At 66.7% G+C, this 17,414-nt stretch carries 19 protein-coding genes and 1 tRNA gene; 10 read left to right on the forward strand and 10 right to left on the reverse strand.

Going from position 1 to position 17,414, the window contains the following annotated elements:
* Nucleotides 1-68: 68 nt before the first annotated feature.
* Nucleotides 69-2,144, forward strand: a complete 2,076-nt coding sequence (locus ASG27_RS13975; RefSeq protein WP_056418395.1) for a bifunctional 2',3'-cyclic-nucleotide 2'-phosphodiesterase/3'-nucleotidase — start codon at nt 69-71, stop codon at nt 2,142-2,144.
* 165 nt (nt 2,145-2,309) lie between these two features.
* Here the strand turns inward: ASG27_RS13975 and ASG27_RS13980 are convergent, their stop codons facing one another.
* Entirely contained in the window at nt 2,310-2,957 is a 648-nt protein-coding gene (locus ASG27_RS13980) for a PepSY domain-containing protein (protein WP_056418186.1), read from the reverse strand.
* Nucleotides 2,958-3,080: 123 nt separating this feature from the next.
* Here ASG27_RS13980 and ASG27_RS13985 point away from each other — a divergent pair, with 123 nt between their 5' ends.
* The 3 genes from ASG27_RS13985 to ASG27_RS13995 are packed head-to-tail and all read left to right on the forward strand — an operon-like array spanning nt 3,081 to nt 6,027.
* Nucleotides 3,081-3,815, forward strand: a complete 735-nt coding sequence (locus ASG27_RS13985; protein WP_056418188.1) for a PepSY domain-containing protein — start codon at nt 3,081-3,083, stop codon at nt 3,813-3,815.
* Complete coding sequence (locus ASG27_RS13990; protein WP_056161715.1) at nt 3,815-4,489, forward strand: response regulator transcription factor; 675 nt, start codon at nt 3,815-3,817, stop codon at nt 4,487-4,489. The genes ASG27_RS13985 and ASG27_RS13990 overlap by 1 nt, the downstream gene beginning before the upstream one ends.
* Nucleotides 4,489-6,027 carry a sensor histidine kinase gene (locus ASG27_RS13995; RefSeq protein WP_235504049.1) on the forward strand — a complete coding sequence of 513 codons (1,539 nt, stop codon included), beginning with the start codon at nt 4,489-4,491 and terminating at the stop codon, nt 6,025-6,027. Before ASG27_RS13990 ends, ASG27_RS13995 begins: the two co-directional genes overlap by 1 nt.
* A gap of 52 nt (nt 6,028-6,079) precedes the next feature.
* Here the strand turns inward: ASG27_RS13995 and ASG27_RS14000 are convergent, their stop codons facing one another.
* Together ASG27_RS14000 and radC are read right to left on the reverse strand one after the other, a co-directional pair.
* Nucleotides 6,080-6,724 carry a Smr/MutS family protein gene (locus tag ASG27_RS14000; RefSeq protein WP_056418401.1) on the reverse strand — a complete coding sequence of 215 codons (645 nt, stop codon included), beginning with the start codon at nt 6,722-6,724 and terminating at the stop codon, nt 6,080-6,082.
* A 338-nt stretch (nt 6,725-7,062) separates the two neighbouring features.
* Nucleotides 7,063-7,776, reverse strand: a complete 714-nt coding sequence (gene radC / locus ASG27_RS14005; RefSeq protein ID WP_056418191.1) for a RadC family protein — start codon at nt 7,774-7,776, stop codon at nt 7,063-7,065.
* 89 nt (nt 7,777-7,865) lie between these two features.
* Here radC and ASG27_RS14010 point away from each other — a divergent pair, with 89 nt between their 5' ends.
* Both ASG27_RS14010 and ispH read left to right on the forward strand, forming a co-directional pair.
* Nucleotides 7,866-8,330 (forward strand): FKBP-type peptidyl-prolyl cis-trans isomerase, encoded by a 465-nt coding sequence (locus tag ASG27_RS14010; protein WP_056418195.1) that lies wholly within the window; start codon nt 7,866-7,868, stop codon nt 8,328-8,330.
* Nucleotides 8,330-9,325, forward strand: a complete 996-nt coding sequence (gene ispH / locus ASG27_RS14015) for a 4-hydroxy-3-methylbut-2-enyl diphosphate reductase (protein WP_056161721.1) — start codon at nt 8,330-8,332, stop codon at nt 9,323-9,325. Before ASG27_RS14010 ends, ispH begins: the two co-directional genes overlap by 1 nt.
* Nucleotides 9,326-9,608: 283 nt before the next feature.
* Here the strand turns inward: ispH and ASG27_RS14020 are convergent, their stop codons facing one another.
* Nucleotides 9,609-10,304: a CBS domain-containing protein gene (locus ASG27_RS14020; protein ID WP_056418197.1), complete on the reverse strand. Its 696-nt coding sequence runs from the start codon at nt 10,302-10,304 to the stop codon at nt 9,609-9,611.
* A gap of 207 nt (nt 10,305-10,511) precedes the next feature.
* Between ASG27_RS14020 and ASG27_RS14025 the strand changes: the two genes are divergently transcribed.
* Both ASG27_RS14025 and serS read left to right on the forward strand, forming a co-directional pair.
* Nucleotides 10,512-11,456 (forward strand): threonine/serine dehydratase, encoded by a 945-nt coding sequence (locus tag ASG27_RS14025; protein WP_056418200.1) that lies wholly within the window; start codon nt 10,512-10,514, stop codon nt 11,454-11,456.
* Nucleotides 11,457-11,603: 147 nt separating this feature from the next.
* Entirely contained in the window at nt 11,604-12,926 is a 1,323-nt protein-coding gene (gene serS / locus ASG27_RS14030; RefSeq protein WP_056161727.1) for a serine--tRNA ligase, read from the forward strand.
* Nucleotides 12,927-13,124: 198 nt separating this feature from the next.
* Here the strand turns inward: serS and azu are convergent, their stop codons facing one another.
* Nucleotides 13,125-13,574, reverse strand: coding sequence for an azurin (gene azu / locus ASG27_RS14035; protein ID WP_056418203.1), 450 nt, complete (start codon nt 13,572-13,574; stop codon nt 13,125-13,127).
* A 257-nt stretch (nt 13,575-13,831) separates the two neighbouring features.
* Here azu and ASG27_RS14040 point away from each other — a divergent pair.
* Nucleotides 13,832-13,921, forward strand: a tRNA-Ser gene (locus ASG27_RS14040).
* Between the two features lie 76 nt (nt 13,922-13,997).
* Here ASG27_RS14040 and ASG27_RS26785 read toward each other — a convergent pair.
* Both ASG27_RS26785 and ASG27_RS14050 read right to left on the reverse strand, forming a co-directional pair.
* Nucleotides 13,998-14,426, reverse strand: coding sequence for a hypothetical protein (locus ASG27_RS26785; RefSeq protein WP_156370760.1), 429 nt, complete (start codon nt 14,424-14,426; stop codon nt 13,998-14,000).
* 30 nt (nt 14,427-14,456) lie between these two features.
* Entirely contained in the window at nt 14,457-15,056 is a 600-nt protein-coding gene (locus ASG27_RS14050; RefSeq protein ID WP_056418208.1) for a tetratricopeptide repeat protein, read from the reverse strand.
* Nucleotides 15,057-15,433: 377 nt separating this feature from the next.
* Between ASG27_RS14050 and ASG27_RS14055 the strand changes: the two genes are divergently transcribed.
* The gene (locus ASG27_RS14055; RefSeq protein WP_082485991.1) at nt 15,434-15,883 is read left to right on the forward strand and encodes an integrase core domain-containing protein; all 450 of its coding nucleotides are present in this window, start codon (nt 15,434-15,436) and stop codon (nt 15,881-15,883) included.
* 49 nt (nt 15,884-15,932) lie between these two features.
* On the opposite strand, the gene ASG27_RS26790 is transcribed toward ASG27_RS14055, so the two are convergent.
* The 3 genes from ASG27_RS26790 to ASG27_RS14060 form a co-directional block, all read right to left on the reverse strand.
* The gene (locus tag ASG27_RS26790) at nt 15,933-16,418 is read right to left on the reverse strand and encodes a hypothetical protein (RefSeq protein ID WP_156370762.1); all 486 of its coding nucleotides are present in this window, start codon (nt 16,416-16,418) and stop codon (nt 15,933-15,935) included.
* 193 nt (nt 16,419-16,611) lie between these two features.
* On the reverse strand, nt 16,612-16,923 hold the full coding sequence (locus ASG27_RS27600) for a hypothetical protein (protein ID WP_156370764.1): 312 nt from the start codon (nt 16,921-16,923) through the stop codon (nt 16,612-16,614).
* A 21-nt stretch (nt 16,924-16,944) separates the two neighbouring features.
* Nucleotides 16,945-17,412 (reverse strand): hypothetical protein, encoded by a 468-nt coding sequence (locus ASG27_RS14060; RefSeq protein WP_056418214.1) that lies wholly within the window; start codon nt 17,410-17,412, stop codon nt 16,945-16,947.
* Nucleotides 17,413-17,414: the final 2 nt, after the last annotated feature.

Below are 17,414 nucleotides of genomic sequence, written 5' to 3' on the forward strand. Positions count from 1 at the left end.
CACCACGTCACACCGCTGTCAAACCCCGGCCAGACACTCGGACCCTTGTTCCAACAAGGGCCTTGTTCATGTCTGAACGCACTCGCAGCCGACTTCTTTCGCTTTCGTCGTTTCATGGCTCACGCCGCACCGCCACGCTGAGCGTGCTGGCGCTGGCCGCGTCGCTGTCCGCCTGCGGCGGCGGTGATGGCGGCAGCGTCAACAACAACGCTGGTGCCACCGCCACGCTGGCCGTGCTGGAGACCACCGACCTGCACTTCAACGTGCGCAGCTACGACTACTTCAAGCTGGCCGAAGACAAGAGCTACGGCTTCGAGCGCACCGCCACGCTGGTGCGCGCGGCGCGCAAGGAGTTTGCCAACACCCTGCTGGTGGACAACGGCGACACCATCCAGGGCACGGCGCTGGCCGACTACGAAGCCACCATCAACCCCATCCCTTGCACGCAGCAGCTGTCCATGTACAAGGCCATGGGCGCGTTAGGCTTTGACGCCGGCACGCTGGGCAACCACGAGTTCAACTACGGCCTGCCGTTCCTGAACCAGGTGCTGGGCGGCGGGCTGGAGGTGGACGGCGTGGACGCCGCCAAGAAATGCGCGGGCGCGGGCTTTCCGATGGTGCTGGCCAACGTGACCAGCAACAAGACCCAGAAGCCGCTGGTGCAGCCCTACACCGTGCTCGAGCGCACGCTGGTGGCCAAGGGCGCGGACGGCAAGGAGGTGAAGCTGCCCATCAAGGTGGGCGTGATCGGCTTCACCACGCCGGGCATCATGAACTGGGACAAGCGCTATCTCGAAGGCAAGGTCAGCACGCAAGGCGCGGTCGAGGCTGCGACGAAGTACGTGCCCGAGCTGCGCGCCAAGGGCGCCGACATCGTGATCGCGCTGCTGCACGGCGGCATGGACAGCGCGGCGTATTCGCCCACCATGGAGAACCCGGGCCTGTACCTCTCCAAGGTGGCCGGCATCGACGCGATGGTGATGGGCCACCAGCACGGCGTGTTCCCCGACACCGCGGCCACGCCCGGCTTCACCATGGCCGGTGTCGACCACAAGGCCGGCACCGTGAACGGCGTGCCCGCCGTGATGGCCAGCTCGTGGGGCAAGGCCCTGGGCGTGGTGCAGCTCGCGCTGCAGTGGGACGGCGCCAAGTGGGTCGTCAACAAGACGGCCAGCAAGTCCGAGTTGCGCAACATCCAGAACAAGAACGCCGCCGGCGCCACGGTGACCGTGGATGCGGACGCCAGCGTGGCCCCGCTCGTCGAGACGCAGCACCAGGCCGCCATCCAGTACGTGAAGACGCCGATCGGCCAGACCGACTTCCGCATGAGCACGCTGTTCGCCGACGTGGGCGACCCCGGCGCGATCCAGATCGTGAACCAGGCGCAGCAGGCCTATGTGGCCGCCTACATCAAGGCCAGCCTGCCGCAGTATGCGCAGCTGCCGGTGCTGTCGGTGAGCGCGCCGTTCAAGAGCGGCTTCCAGGGTGGAGCCGACTACACCGACGTCGCCGTGGGCCCGCTGGCCATCAACAACGCGGCCGACCTGTACCTATACCCCAACACGGTGTATGCGGTGAAGGTCAACGGCGGAGACATCAAGAACTGGCTGGAAGCCGCTGCCAAGCGCTTCAACCAGATCGACCCTGCCAAGACCGGCGAGCAACAGCTCATCAGCACCTTCCCGGGCTACAACTTCGACATGTTCACCACCGCCGACGTGCAGTACCAGATCGACGTGACCCAGCCCGTGGGCAGCCGCATCAAGAACCTGACCTACCTGGGCAAGCCCATCGACGTGGCGCAGGAGTTCGTGATCGCCACCAACAACTACCGCGCCACCAGCGGCAAGAGCTTCATCGACAAGCTCGACGGCTCGGGCACCATCTGGGCATCGCCCGATGCCAATCGCGACGTGGTCATCGACTACATCCGCAAGAACCCCGCGGTGACGCGCAGTGCCAACGGTGCGGCCAAGAGCTGGCGCTTTGCCAAGGCCACCGTGGCGGGACCGGTGGTGTTCAGCTCGGGCGCCAATGCGCTGGCCGTGGCGCAGGCCGCGGGCCTGGCCAACGTGTCGCTGCTGGCGGCGGACGACGGCTCGGGCAAGGGCACGTCGAAGTACGCGGTCGATCTGTCCAAGTAGGCAGTAGGCATGTAGCGCGGGCGACGGGCACGTTCGGCGTGCCTGCCCCGACCCGCTACAACAGTCACTCCAACACCTGGCCCGGCTGCGTTGGCATGCCGGGCCAGGTGTTATTTTTTGCATGCGCTGGTTGCCGCACCTGCCTCCACCGCAGGCGCGGGCCGCTCAATCGTCCAGCTGTTCGCGCAACACGGCTCCGGTCACGGCGTCCACCCGCAGCTCCACCGCCAGGTTGGCCGTGTTGGTGGCCTCGGCCTCCCAGTAGCCGTCTTCATACTCGACACCGCGCACGCGGGTGTAGCCCGCCTGCTGCAGGGCCGCCACGATCTGGTCGGCGCTGAGCACGGGCTGGCCGTTCACGGTGCCGCCGCTGCGGCCCACCTGGCTCAATACCTCCAGCGTCACCGGGTGCAGCACGAACTCGACCTTCTCGCGGTTGGTCACGGACTGGCGGGCCTTGGCCTGCCAGAAGCCGTCGTCCAGCTCCACGTCGTACACGAAGCTGTAGCCGGCGGCGCGCACCTGCCGCGCCACCCGCTCCACGCTGGGCAGGGCGGTGCCGACATCGGCCTTGCGCACGGCGGTGAAGCTGCCGTTGGCATCGTTGACCAGCACGGTGGCACGCACCCCGTCGTTGGAGACGGCCTCGGCGGTCCAGTAGCCGTATTGCTTTTGCAGGTCGTGCGGCGCCACGTAGTGGTTCTTGGCCATCACGTTGACGGCCTCCTGGGCGCCCATGGCCCAGGCCATGGAGGGCAGGGCGGAGGCCGCGGCGGCGGCTGCGAAGGCCAGGGTCAGAACGGTCTTTTTCATGGTGCTTCCTTTCGGTGTGGCAGTGGTTGTGAAGAACTGGGAGGCAGTGTGCGCAACCGTTCCTAAACCCACCGTGAAGCGTCCGTTCATGGACCGTTTAATGGCCTCCGCAATAATCGCGCGATGACAAATATCAGCTTGCGAACCATCGTGCAGGCCGCCGCTTTTGCCGCGGTAGCGCTGGCCTGTGCGCAGGCCCCCGCCGCCGAGCAGGATGTGGCGCGGCGGGGCGTGCAGAGCGGGCAGCTCAAGCCGCTCAACAGCATCATTGCGGACATGAGCCGCCAGTACGGCGGGCGCGTCATCGACGTGGAGACCAAGCACGGCCGCAAGGGCGAGCTGCGCTACGAGATCAAGATCATCGACGCCCGCGGCACCAAGCACGAGGTGCTGGTGGATGCGGCCACGGGCACCGTCGTCGCGCAGGAGAGCGACTGGCCCACGCAGCCTGTGGGCCTCGCGCAAATGGCGCGCTACATCCAGCAGCTGGAGCAGCGCTACGGCTCGCGCGTGGTGAACGCCGAGTTCGAGCGCGACGCGCAGGGCAAGGCGGTGTACGAGGTCAAGCTCTCGGACCGGCCCGCCGGGGAGATGAAGCTGCTGGTGGACGTGAACACGGGCGAGGTGCTGACCCCGCCGCAAACGGCGGGAACGCCCGCGGCACCCAAGTCCATGGCCGTGATGCTCGAATCCTTGCGGCCGCGCTTTTCGGGCCTGGTGCTGGAGGTGGAGCTGGAGACGGACCACCGCCGACGCCCCTACTACAGCGTGGAGCTGCAGCAACCCAACGGCTTCAAGCTGGAGCTCGAAGTGGACGCCGTGAGCCTGGAAGTCACGCGGCAGAAGGTGGACGACTGATGCGCATCCTGGTGGTGGAAGACGATGTGGCGCTGGCGCAGCAACTGCGCGTGGCGCTGGAGGCAGCGGGTTTCGCGGTGGATGTGGAACACGACGGCGAGGCCGCGTCCTTTGCCGGCAGTGCCGAAGCCTACAGCGCCGCCGTGCTGGACCTGGGCCTGCCGCTCAAGGACGGGCTGAGCGTGCTGCGCGACTGGCGCGACGCGGGCCGCAGCTGGCCGGTGCTGGTGCTCACGGCCCGCAACCGCTGGAGCGACAAGGTCGCGGGCTTCAATGCCGGGGCCGACGACTACCTGACCAAGCCCTTCCTCATGGACGAGGTGGTGCTGCGCCTGCGGGCCATGCTGCGCCGCACGGCCGGGTCGGCCGCCGCCGTGCTGACGGCCGGCCCGCTGGAGTACGACGTGGTGCAGGGCCGCTTTTCGCTGCAGGGCCAGAGCCTGCAGCTCACCGCGCAGGAGCACAAGATCCTGGCGTACTTCATGCACCACCCGGGCAAGCTGCTCACGCGCACCGACATCAGCGAGCATGTGTATGCGCGCGACCTCGACCCGGACTCCAACACGCTGGACGTGCTGATCGGCCGCATCCGCCGCAAGTTGAACGGTGCGCCGCAGCTTGTGACCGAGCGCGGCCAGGGCTTTCGCCTGGTGGCGTGCGACGTGGCGGGCTGATGCGCATCGAACCCTCCGCGCCATCTTCAAGGCGTGCGCAGCCCGCACCGCCTGCGCCGGCCAGGGCCCATGGCGCCGCCGCGTGGGCCCTGGCGCTGGCCCAGTGGCCCATGGCCACGCGCATCGCGCTGCTGGCGCTGGTGCCCATGCTGCTGCTGGTGGGCGCCGGGGGGCTGTGGCTGCGCGTGCAGATGCACCAGAGCCTGCTGGCCAGCTTCGAGCAGGTGCTGCGCGACAAGGCGCAGCGCGTGGGCGCACGGCTGCATCTGGGCCCCCAGGGCGGCTTGCGGGAGTCCACCGGCGGTGCCGATGAGTTCAGCGCCATCTACGCCGGTTGGTACTGGCGCGCCCAGGCGGGCAGCGATGTGCTGCGGTCGCGTTCGCTGTGGGACATGGACAGCCTGCCGGCCGAGCCTGCGCCCACCACCGGCTCTGCCACGCTGCACCGGGCCACGGGGCCGTTGCAGGAACCCCTGCTGTCGCTGGCCCAGCCGGTCAGCCTGGGCCAGCCCCCGGTGCAGGTCACGCTGACGGTCTACGGCCCGGCCGCGCAGTTGCACAGCAGCATGCGGCAGATCGACCGCACGCTGGTGGTGGCCGGGCTGGTGCTGATGCTGCTCACCGGCGGTTTGGCGTGGCTGCAGGTGCGGGTGGGGCTGGCCCCGCTGCGCCGGCTGGAGGCCATGCTGGCCGCCCTGCGCGCGCCGCAGGGCGCGGGGCCCGATGTGGCGCGGCACCTGGCCGCCCCCACGGGGCGCGACCTGCAGCCCCTGCAAAACGAGCTGGCAGGCCTGCTGGCGCACAACGCGCACGTGGTGGCCCGCGCGCGGGCCCATGCGGTGGACCTGAACCATGCGCTCAAGAAGCCCCTGGCCTTGCTGAGCGCGCAGGCCAGTGCGCAGCCGCAGGTGTCCAGCGGCGAGGTGCGGCATCAGGTCGAGGCCATGGCCCAGCTGGTGGACCGCTACCAGGCCCGCACCCTGAGCGACGCACTGCACGCCCACCCCGGAAGCACCGGCCAGGCCGTGGACGTGCGCGACTGCGTGGCCCAGCTGCTGCGCATGATGGAGCGCCTGCACGCCGCACAGGAGCTGGACTGGGTGCTGGCAGAAGCCACCCACGGCCCGCTGCACTGGCGTGGAGAACGCGCCGACCTGGAAGAGGTGCTGGGCAACGTGCTGGACAACGCGGGCAAGTGGGCTGCGTCGCGGGTGCGGCTGACCGTGTCGGTATCGGCATCGATGGCGGCCTCTGCGCCCTTGTCGGCGCAGGGCGGAGCCGCGCACACCTGCCTGTGCCTGGACATCGAGGACGATGGCCCGGGCATGACACCGGAGCAACTGCAGGCCGCGGGCGAGCGCGGTGTGCGCTTTGACGAGTCCGTGCAGGGCAGCGGGCTGGGCCTGGCGATTGCCAGCCAGATCGTGCAGGCCTATGGCGGGCATTTGCAACTGCGCAAGAGCGATGCGCTCAAGGGCTTGGGTGTGCGGCTGGAGATGCAGGGGCTGGTGACTGTGGGGCGCGGCAAGCCGGGATAAGGCGGTGACGGTGCAGCCACACGCCAGTTTTCGGCGCCCGGTGCACCACCCCTTACCGCCTGCGTGAATGTACGGGTTGCAGCAGCACCACCAGCGCGCCTGCGCCCCCGTCGATCGGCCGGGCCTGCACAAAGGCCAGGACCTCGCTTTTTTGCACCAGCCAGCGCTGCACGCGGCTCTTGAGCACCGGGCTCTTGCCCGGCGAGCCCAGGCCCTTGCCGTGCACCACGCGCACGCAGCGCAGGCCCGTCTTGTGGGCGTGGCGGATGAAATCGCCCAGGGCCTCCCGCGCTTCGTCCACGCGCAGGCCGTGCAGGTCCAGCTGGCGCTGAATGCTCCAGTGGCCGGAGCGCAGGCGCTGCGTCACTTCCACCCCCACGCCGGGGCGCCGAAAGCTCAGCTGGTCGTCGGTGTCGAGCAGGGTGCTCACGTCGAAGTCGTCGCTGATGGATTCGAGCAGCACACGTTCTTCGTCCAGCCAGTGCTGCACCGGCAACGGCGGTGGCTGGTGGCGGCGCAGCCGTGCGAGGTTGGGGTTGCGCAGCGGCGTCACCGCGCCCACGCTGCGGCTGAAGAGGTGGCGCTCGGCTTCTTGCCGCGCGGCCGCCTCGCGCCGGGCTTTTTCCTCGGCGTCTGCGCGCTCCTGGGCCTCGCGCAGGCGGCGGGCCACGCTGGCCAGGTCCTGCAGCTGCGTGATGCGCTCGCTGGCCCTGCGCGGGGCAGGTGGTGCGCGGCGGCGGGGCGCGGCAGGGGGGTGGGCCGGGGGCGCCGATTCGCTGGCGGCGGTGCCGTGGGGCCGGGGCGGCTGCAGCGGGCGCTGGGCCGCCTTGGCGGCAGCGCGCTGGCCTGCCAGTGCGGCACGCCGGGTGGCGCGGGTCGTGGGCGTGGGGACTGAGGCAGGCCGTTCAGTGGGACCGATGTCGGCAGTGGGCTCGGGCGCACCGCTGGCTGCGCGCCCGGCCCGCGCCAGTGCAGCCTGCAGTGCCGTGAAGGGCGCAGGCATGGGTACGGGAGCGGGTGGCGGAGCGCCAGCTTTCACAGCAGCCCTTTCTCCGCCATCGACAGGGCCTGCCCGGGCGCCACGATGACGTGGTCGAGCACCCGCACGTCCACCAGGGCCAGCGTGGTTTTCAGGGTCTGGGTCAGCACCTCGTCGGCGCGGCTGGGCTGCACGCTGCCGCTGGGGTGGTTGTGGGCCAGCACCACGGCGGCGGCGTGGTGGTGCAGGGCGCGCAGCACCACTTCGCGCGGGTACACGCTGGCCTGTGTGAGCGTGCCGCGAAACAGCTCGTCCATGGCCAGGAGGCGGTTTTGCGCGTCGAGGAACAGCACGGCAAACACCTCATGGCCCTTGGCGGCCAAATGCAGCTGCAGGTAGTGCTTGACGGCATCGGGCGAGTCGAAGACCTCGCGCTCGCGCAGCTGCTGCGCCAGGGCCCGGCGGGCGAGTTCGAGCACGGCCACCAGCTCGGCACGCTTGGCGGGGCCCAGGCCCTTGATGCGTTCGAGGTCGGCAGGGCTGGTGTGCAGCAGTCCTGCAATTCCGCCAAAGCCCCCGGCGACCTTGCCGGTTTTGGGGTCGATGCAGGGCGGGTCCAGCAGCTCCTGCGCCATCTGCAGCACGCCCTTGCCCACGATGCCCGTGCGCAGCAGGATGGCCAGCAGTTCGGCATCGGCCAGTGCGGCGGGGCCGCGGGCCAGCAGTTTTTCGCGGGGCTGCGCGTCGGGAGGGAGGTCTTTGAGGGACATGGCGCAGGGTTATCGACACCCGTCAGGAATCAACGGGCGTAGGGCTTTGCCCGGTTTTCTACAATACGGGCCAGTTTATCGGGACTTTCATGACCTCTATCGATGCTTCCCTTCCCACGGTGCAGCCGGGCTCCTTCCTCACGCTGCACTACCGCCTGGCCGGCCCGGCGGGGGATGTGATCAACACGTTTGCCGACAAGCCTGCCACGCTGTCCCTGGGCGCGGGCGAGTTGTCCCCCGCCATGGAGCAGCGCCTGCTGGGCCTGCCCGAGGGCACCCGCGCCACGTTCGAGCTGGCCGCCGGCGAGGCCTTTGGCGAGCGCAACACCGAAATGCAGCAGTGGGTGGCCAAGAAGCTGCTCAACCAGCTGGGCGACCCCGACGAGCGCTACAGCGTGGGCGATGTGGTGCAGTTCCCCACGCCCGACGGGCAAAGCAGCTACGCGGGCGCGGTGCTGCAGGTGCGGGAGGACGGCGCGGTGCTGTTCGACTTCAACCACCCGCTGGCCGGGCAGCCCGTCACGTTCGAAGTGCAAGTGATCGGGATCCTGTGATGTCCGCCCCGCAAGAAATCCTGCTGGCCGAGCCGCGCGGCTTTTGCGCCGGCGTGGACCGCGCCATCGAGATCGTGGAGCGTGCGCTGCAGAAGTTCGGCGCGCCCATCTACGTGCGCCACGAGATCGTGCACAACACGTACGTGGTCAACGACCTCAAGGCCAAGGGCGCGATCTTCATCGAAGAGCTGTCCGACGTGCCGCCCGGCTCCACGCTGGTGTTCAGCGCCCACGGCGTGAGCCGCGCGGTGCAGCTGGAGGCCGAGGCGCGTGGCTTTTCCATCTTCGACGCCACCTGCCCGCTGGTGACCAAGGTGCACGTCGAAGTCGCCAAGCTCGCCAAGGAGGGCTACGAGTTCATCATGATCGGCCACAAGGGCCACCCCGAGGTGGAGGGCACCATGGGCCAGCTCGACCACGGCATCCACTTGGTGGAAGACGTGGAGGATGTGGCCCACGTGCAGCCGCTGCAGACGGCCAAGCTCGCGGTGGTGACGCAGACGACCCTGTCGGTGGACGACGCGGCCGAGATCACCGCCGCCGTGCGCGCGCGCTTTCCGCAGGTGCGCGAGCCCAAGCAGCAGGACATCTGCTACGCCACGCAGAACCGGCAGGACGCCGTCAAGATCTTGTCGCCGCAGGTGGACCTGGTCATCGTGGTGGGCAGCCCCACCAGCTCCAACAGCAACCGCCTGCGCGAGCTGGCCGACCGGCTGGGCACGCGGGCCTACATGGTCGACAGCGCCGACGAGCTGCGCACCGAGTGGTTCGAGGGCGTGACGCGCGTCGGGCTGACCGCCGGCGCATCGGCGCCCGAGATTCTGGTGCGCGACGTGATCGACCGCGTCAAGGCGCTGGGTGCGGTGTCGGTGCGGACCATGGACGGTATCGAGGAGACGATCAAGTTCCCGCTGCCCAAGGGCTTGCGCATTGACGCGGCCACGGGGCTGGAGATCAGCCAGCGCACGCCGGAGACGGGGCCTGCGGGGCATTGATTGACTGCTTGCAGTGCCATGCGAACCAAGACGAGGGCCTGAGGGCCCTTTTCTTTGGGTGCTACCTATTTGATAGCTGCTTGCGCTTATTCAGCAAGCGGTAGAGGCATTTTTAGTCTGAATTCTGGGCTGCTTTGCCTTGGCGGGGGCACGGCAGGCGTGCTTCACCGGCGCAAGGGCAGGATTGTCGCCACGGCAGAGTGCTACAAATTAGATAGCTCCCAGCGCTTTGCCATCAAGCGGTAGCGGCCATTTTTGCTTGATTTTCAGCCTCTTTTAGGCATCACAGCGCCACGGCCGGTCCGCTCCACAGGTCCAGCGGCGGGTCTGCCGCCACCGCGCGCAGGATGTCGGTGCGCGAGATGAAGCCCGACAGCACACCCGCCTCGTCCGTCACCGGCAGGCCGGGCAGGCCCGTGTCCAGCAGCACGGCCGCCACGCGGCGCAGTTCCGTGTCGGCGGCCACGGTGGGAACTGGGCTCACCATCACGTCCGACACGGGGCGGCGGGCGAGGTCGATGGCCTGCTTCACGGCGCCCGGTTCGGGCAACAGGTCGAGTGGCGCCATGTCGGCGCGCACCAGCAGGCCGATCACGCGGCCCAGCGCGTCCACCACCGGGGCCTGGGCCACCTTGTGCTCGGCCAGGGTCTGCCAGGCGTCGTTGACGCGCTGGCCGGGTTGCACGCTCAGGGCGCCGGTGGTCATCACATCGCTCACCTTGCTCAGCGGCTGGCGGGCCTGCTGCGGGCCTTGCTCCGTCTGGGCATAGGCGCTGACCGCGTCCTGCAGGCGCAGGTTCTGGGGCGGCGTGGGCGTGGGGTGCAGGGGGGCCGGGGGCTCGAAGGGTTCGGTGGGCACGTCCATTTCGCGCGTGCGCAGGGCCTGGGGCCGCTGTACGCGCCGCACTGCCGAGATCTGCGCCAGGTTTTCCGGGCCACCCCGGTACATCTGGCCCGATGGGCCGAATACAAAGAACATGCTGCCTCCTGGTGGCACCGCCCGAGACCCAGCAAGGTCCCGGCGACGGTGCTGGCCATGTTATCGGCACTTGCCATGGCCCACCGCAGGGCCGGCGTGTATCGGTGTGTAGCGCTGCGGGCTGTCTGTACGCTGCCTTGGTGCTGCGGAGGTCGCTGTAGAGCCCCTACACTGCCTGCCTTGCCTTTTGTCCCTGGGAGCCCCCGCATGATCGATCGCGCCGCCATCGCCGACGCCCGCCGCCACATCCAAGACCGCCAGAGCGGCTTTCTGCGCACCACGCCGCTGATGCGCGTGCCCGGCCGGTCCCTCGGGGTGGACTGCGCGGAGGTCTGGCTCAAGCTGGAGCACCTGCAGGTGGGCGGCAGCTTCAAGGCGCGGGGCATGCTGTACCGGCTGCTGGCCAACCCGGTGCCCGACAGCGGCGTGATCATCGCGTCCGGCGGCAACGCCGGCATTGCCGTGGCAGCAGCCGCCCAGGCGCTGGGCGTGCGCTGCGAGGTCTTCGTGCCCGAGGTCTCGCCCGAGGCCAAGCGCGCTCGCCTGCGATCGCTGGGGGCCGAGGTGGTCGTCACCGGCGCTGCCTATTCACAGGCGTACGAAGCCTGCGTGGACCGCCAGAAAGTCACAGGCGCGCTGCAGGCCCACGCCTATGACCAGCCCGAGGTCGTGGCCGGCGCAGGCACCCTGGCCGCAGAGATTGAAGAGCAGGGCGGCCGCCTGCCCGACACCGTGCTGGTCAGCGTGGGAGGCGGCGGCCTCATCGGCGGTGTGGCCGCCTGGGTGGAAAGCCGCGCCCACGTCGTGGCCCTGGAGCCCGAGCGTGCCCCCACGCTGCATGCGGCCCGCGCCGCTGGCGAGCCGGTGGACGTGGACGTCAGCGGTGTGGCCGCGGATTCACTGGGCGCACGCCGCATCGGCACCATCGGCTGGGCTGTCAGCCAGCGCCATGTGCACGATGCCCTGCTGCTGCCCGACGACGCCATCCGTGCAGCCCAGCTGTGGCTGTGGAAGGAATTCAAGCTGGCCGTGGAGCCCGCCGCCGCGCTGGGCCTGGCCGCGCTGCAGACCGGCGTGTACAAGCCCCAGCCGCAGGAGACCGTGGCCCTGATTCTTTGCGGCGCCAATTTCGACCCTACCAGCCTCGGCTAAGTCCGAAAGCAGCGCACGCATCTGGCACTGCCTGCGCGAGCGCACCCGTGGATCTGGCTGTGCCAGGCCACCGGGTGCGTCCCCCTACGGGGGAAGGCGCGAAGCGACTCAGGGGGATTGGATTGCGGGGGGAACTAAAATCTAGTCATGCTAGATATCCTTCTCCTTCGCAAAGACCTCGACACCGCCATCGCGCGGCTGGAAACCCGCAAAAAGCCCCAGGCCTTCCTGGACGTCTCGGCGTTCCAGGCCCTGGAGTCCGAGCGCAAGACGCTGCAGACCCGCACCGAAGAGCTGCAGGCCCAGCGCACCCAGTTGTCCAAGCAGGTCGGCATGCTGATGAGCCGCGGCGACAAGGATGGAGCCGAAGCCATCAAGGCCCAGGTGGCCGCAGGCAAGGTGGAGCTGGAGCAATCCGCCGCCCGCCTGGAACAAGTGCAGGCCGAACTGCTGGCCATGCTGGTCGCGGTGCCCAACCTGCCGCACGAATCCGTGCCCGTGGGCAGCGACGAAGCTGGCAACGTGGAAGTGCGCCGCTGGGGCACGCCCGGCACGTTTGCCTTCGAGGTGAAAGACCATGTGGACGTCGGCACGCCGCTGGGGCTGGACTTCGACATGGGCGTCAAGCTCTCGGGCTCGCGCTTCACCGTGATGAAGGGCACCATCGCCCGCCTGCACCGCGCGCTCGCCCAGTTCATGCTGGACGTGCAGACCCAGGAGCACGGCTACACCGAGTGCTATGTGCCCTATGCCGTGAATGCCGATTCGCTCAAGGGCACGGGCCAGCTGCCCAAGTTCGAAGGCGATTTGTTCGCGGCCAAGAAGGGCGGCCAGGACGGCGAGCCTGTGCCGGACAATGCAGCGCTGTACCTCATCCCCACCAGCGAAGTGCCGCTGACCAACTTCGTGCGCGACGTGGTGGTGGCCGAATCCGAGCTGCCCATCAAGCTGACTGCCCATACGCCGTGCTTTCGGTCGGAGGCCGGCAGCTATGGCCGCGACACGCGCGGCATGATCCGCCAGCACCAGTTCGACAAGGTCGAGATGGTGCAGATCGCGCACCCCGACAAAAGCTACGAAGCGCTGGAAGACATGACCCGCCACGCCGAGGCCGTGCTGCAAAAGCTGGGCCTGCCGTACCGCGTGATGAGCCTGTGCACCGGCGACATGGGCTTTGGCGCTGCCAAGACCTACGATCTGGAAGTGTGGCTGCCCGCGCAGAACACCTACCGCGAGATCAGCTCGGTGAGCAACTGCGAAGCCTTCCAGGCCCGCCGCCTGCAGGCCCGCTTCAAGAACGCCCAGGGCAAGAACGAACTGGTGCACACCCTCAACGGCTCGGGCCTGGCCGTGGGCCGCACGCTGGTGGCCGTGCTGGAGAACTACCAGAACGCCGACGGCACCGTGACGGTGCCTGAGGTGCTGCGCCCCTACATGGGCGGCGTGGCTGTGCTGTCGCCCGCAGCCTGACGGGACGCTGGGCGGGCTACGGGTTGCTGCCTTCGCGGCGGCGCCCCAGTCCCCGCGGCTGCTGATGGCCGCAGGCCGCAGCACAGGGACCCCTGTGCCGACGCGCCCAGATCTAGGGCTGCCAGCGCTGCAATGCTGGCGCCGCAGGGTCATCAGCGGACAACCAGCAGCCAGCCTTCACCAGTCAGCACGCATCCGTTACTTGGTCACCGCAAAAATACCCTTCATCAGCCCGATGTGGCCGGGGAACGAGCAAAAGAAGTTGTACGCCTCGCCCACCTTGAGCTTGGTGGCGTCGAAGCTGACGGTGTCGCTCTCGCCGCCGCCGATCAGCTTGGTGGCGGCCAGCACGCGGGTGTCACCAGGCTTGACGTAATTTTTGTCCGCGCCCGCAGGAATGCCGTCGGTGGCAACGGACTGCATGTCGGCGGCTTTGGCCAGCACCCAGTTGTGCCCCATCGAGGCCTTGGGCAGCTTGCCCGTGTGCACCAGCTTCACGGTGACCTTCTTGCAGCTGGCCGGCACGCTCAGGCTGTCCTTGCTGAACTTCATGGCGTCCGTGCTTTCGATCTCGAGATCGCAAGGGCCTGCCATGGCAGAGCCTGCGGCGAACAAAGAGGCGGCAACGACGATGTGTGCGAATCGCATGGTGAAAGTGTCCTTGAAAAGTTTCGAAGAGAGGGTGGCGAGCGAGCCGAAGATCCTTGGCGCGCAAAGGCTGCTGGCTGCACAGGATCGTGCCACCGGGTGCAGGGCGGCCCCATGACCTGCATCAAGATGTGGGTGGATGCACCGCATTGGGATGCGAGGCGATGGCACCGTGAGCGCCTCGAGCGGTTGCCAGGAACCGTGGCAGCTGGCGGAACCCTTCAAAACTGCTGCTATAATCACATGCTTCGACACATGGAGAGGTGGCAGAGTGGTCGAATGTACCTGACTCGAAATCAGGCGTAGTGGCAACACTACCGTGGGTTCGAATCCCACCCTCTCCGCCAGCATCAAGGCCCCGCAGCTATCTAAACCATAGCGCGGGGCCTTTTTCTTTTTGGCTGCTGGTAAGACCCTGGCTACCTACGTCGCCTGGCGGAGCAGTATCTCGCCAGCCTGCAGGCTGTTCTGGTTCAACTCCGGATCCGATTCAATCTGCTGAAGCACCTGCTCGATCACCTGGCCGAACTGAATGTCGCTTTGAAACGCTGACCCCAGTTCTCTTTCCAATACCGACTCCAAGAAAATCCTGAAAGCCTTGCGCTTGCGCTCCGGGTCGTCAGCCGCGATCCCTTGCAAGCGCTGTATCCATTTCGGCTCCAGCTCCAGACCCCCGCCCATCGCCCGTCCATCTTTTGGCGTTGCCTTGGCCTGGCGAGCCACATCGTGCCCTCCTTGTCCGCTTGCGGTGGTTTGCGTGGCGGGCGGGTTTTTCGCACCACCGTTTTGCGCTTTGGCTTGCAGCTGAGCGCGGAGCAACGCACTCAGTGCGGACGTGTCAATGCGGGTCATGGCAGCTTGCTTTGCAACCGCTTGGGTGCTTTAGTGCAGCGATTGCTGCGTGCGGTAGTTCGAGAGCAGGACGTGGGCGGCGTCGCCTTCTTCCGCGTTCTCTGCCACCTCGGGTGTGGGCGCTGGGGTTTTGTCGGCTGAGGAGTCGATCAACTGATCGATTTCCGCGATCACGCGCCGGATGTCCGCAGACATGGGGGGGTTGTCGGTGTTCAGTGCAATACCCGCTTCGAAGTGCGCGCGTGCGGTCTCAAAGTCATCCTGCGCCAGGGCCGCGAATCCTTTGATCCACTGGCACAGCGCGGTGTCCGGGTCCCCCTCCACCAGCGGCTGCCAGGTCAGGAATGCCGCAGAAACACGCCCCGACGAAAACTGAAGCAACCCTAGCTGGTACCGTGCCACCAGCATTCCAGGGGCCAGAAGCACCGCTGTGGAAAAGCCAGCTTCTGCCTCGTCCATTTTTCCCAATGCTGCGTACTCGGCACCCATCAGGAAATGCGCCCAGGGAGACGTCTCGGGGTCTTGGGCGGCCTGTGCAAACAGGCTCAGCGCCAAGTCGGTATCACCGGTGGAGCTGGCTTCGAGTGCTTGGGCAAGGAGAGGGGGCAAGTTGCTGGGCAGAGATTGCATGGGAGAGCTGGGAGAAAGGCTGGACGTAGCAGGATACGCGATATATAGCGCGGACCTGGGGGAGTTGGACGCTACGGGGTTACGGTATTTCGCCTCTGCGGGATACCGCACAGATGAGAATTTCTCGACGTGCCAGTCCCGCTGATGCGGCAGTAAACGCGACTTGGGCGCGAAGTTGGTGTGTCTGCAGCGGTGTGTGCACAAGGCGTGGCTTTGAGTTTGTGGCGCGTGTCCGCCAAGCTGCGCGACCGCACGTAGGCAGCATAGTATGAATTTGATAGCGGCTAGCGCTTGATAGGCAAGCGGCAGCGGTCGATTCTTGCCACGCCGCACATGCTGCCGCTCAGTGACTTGGAATTCGTTTGGATTCATTGCACATGCGCGCACGTGCCCTGATGCGCTTGAAGGTGCTGACCCTCAAGCGCGCTTGGACCGTGTTGTCAGAGTTCCGCGGAGCGTGTGCCGAGCATGGCTCGCCTGTAGTTGTGCGCACCGACAACGAAGGCATGTTCACCGGCAGGCTGTGGGTCACATTTTTCAAGTTGACAGGCATTCGGCGCCAGCGCATCGATTCGGGCTCGCCCTGGCAAAACGGTTGTATCGAGCGGCTGTTTGGCACCTTGAAGCCCTTACTGCGGCAACTCGCCATTCTTGACGCCGCAGCCTTGCAGGTGCGGCTGCATGAGTTCGCCCGGTTCTACAAACATGTGCGGGTACATCAAAGTTTGGGCGGCCTGACGCCGGCAGAGGTCTGGAATGGGCAGGACCTGAATGCGATGCGGCGCTGCTACGCCAGGGGTGATGGGTGCAGGCGCTGGATGGGCTGATGCAGGGGTACCGGCTGCGACGTTGAACCACCGCGTCAAGGCCATACCCTCACGGGCGGCCAATGGCCGACCTGGACTCGGATGCTGCGCACCAGCGTGCCAAGTACTGATTGCCTGCGATTAGCCCTGCGTCAATCACTCGCCAAAGGGCCTCCGCGTCGTACTCCGGCCGGCCATCGAGTTCACCCGAATCGTTGAAGGCTGTTGACCCACCAAACTCGAACAGCGCCATAACCACAACTGCTGCAAACAGCCAACTTCCTCGCGTTGTTACGTCGCCCATGTGGGTCGCGGCGTCAGCGCCCGTGAGCTCGGTTGGGTATTCGCCGAAGGAGACCCAGCAATGCTCATGAAGGCCGTTGCCACGAAGCGTCACGATTGAATCTGCCAGAGCCTTTGGCGGACTGGTGGGCTCATGCAGTTGCACTTCAGGTGGCGCGAGACCAAACCCTTTGAATGCACGACCGACCGCCTGTTGAACCTCGTCCAGGGATGCGGGTAGTCGATGAACCGGAACGAATACGCTGTTGGACACATTACCTCCCTGGCACAACGAGCGTGCCTTGCGTGATGTTGAGCCAGCCGTCGCCGAACTTGACGTAAACGTTGTTTACCGAGCCTTCATTCAGGATGCGTCCGACAGGCGTGTTAGGAGTCACGAACTTGGCACAGCCGTCGATGCTGACTCCTGTTCGGGTCGCGTCCACAGCGATGTCGCCGACGTAACCCTAAGCGGACATGTTCCTGGCGCCCTTGACGATGTTGCGAAGAACCGCCTGTTCGCCATTGCCCGTCACTATTTTCAACTGGGTCGGCACACCGTCGAGCCATCCATCAATGCCGGGGAAGCTATCCGTCGGCGCCCCGACGAACGTACCGCCACGGAACGAAGCAAGGTCCTGCGCTTGAGCAAACTCGGCATCGCTAAGAGCGTTCCTCGTTACCGTTCTAGGTTGTCGCGAAAGCGTCAGTAGCGGCGGCGTCTCCCCAACAGCCAAGCTGCCAGCACTTCCTGCATTGCCAAATATCGAGGCCCGCATCTGGCGGGCCTCGGTGAGGTCTCAACTCCTCCTGCGCAAGATGGAGCCCTTGTGGTCATCGCGCCTTTCCCATCCTTGACATTCGATTCCTTCGAGTCTCACCGGAAATCGTAGCTCGCGAATCGCCCGCTCTTCAAACTCGATATTCATGACAATCGTCTGAACTTCATTGGCCCAGCGCGCCTTGTCCAACGGTTCCCCAGCAGCTCCGGGCAATGTACAGAGTTTGAGTTCCGCCGAGTCTTCGGCCGTATCAAACGCCCAGACAGGGCCAATCGCGGCACCGCGACTTGAGCCAACCCGCTTGATGCTTGCGCTTTCGAACTGCCGGCAGAGCTCAATGGCGAGCGTTCTGTCCGGCAGCGCAGCAATCTGGTTCTCATGGGCATTGCCATCAAGCACCGCCACAATCTGTGGTTTGCTCGAAAGTAGGCTCAGAGTTTCTGTCATCAAGCCTGGCCGGGTGGTAGGGTCTGTCGGAAACAACATAG

It is taken from the genome of Acidovorax sp. Leaf191, from assembly GCF_001424425.1.
Classification (GTDB): domain Bacteria; phylum Pseudomonadota; class Gammaproteobacteria; order Burkholderiales; family Burkholderiaceae_C; genus Acidovorax.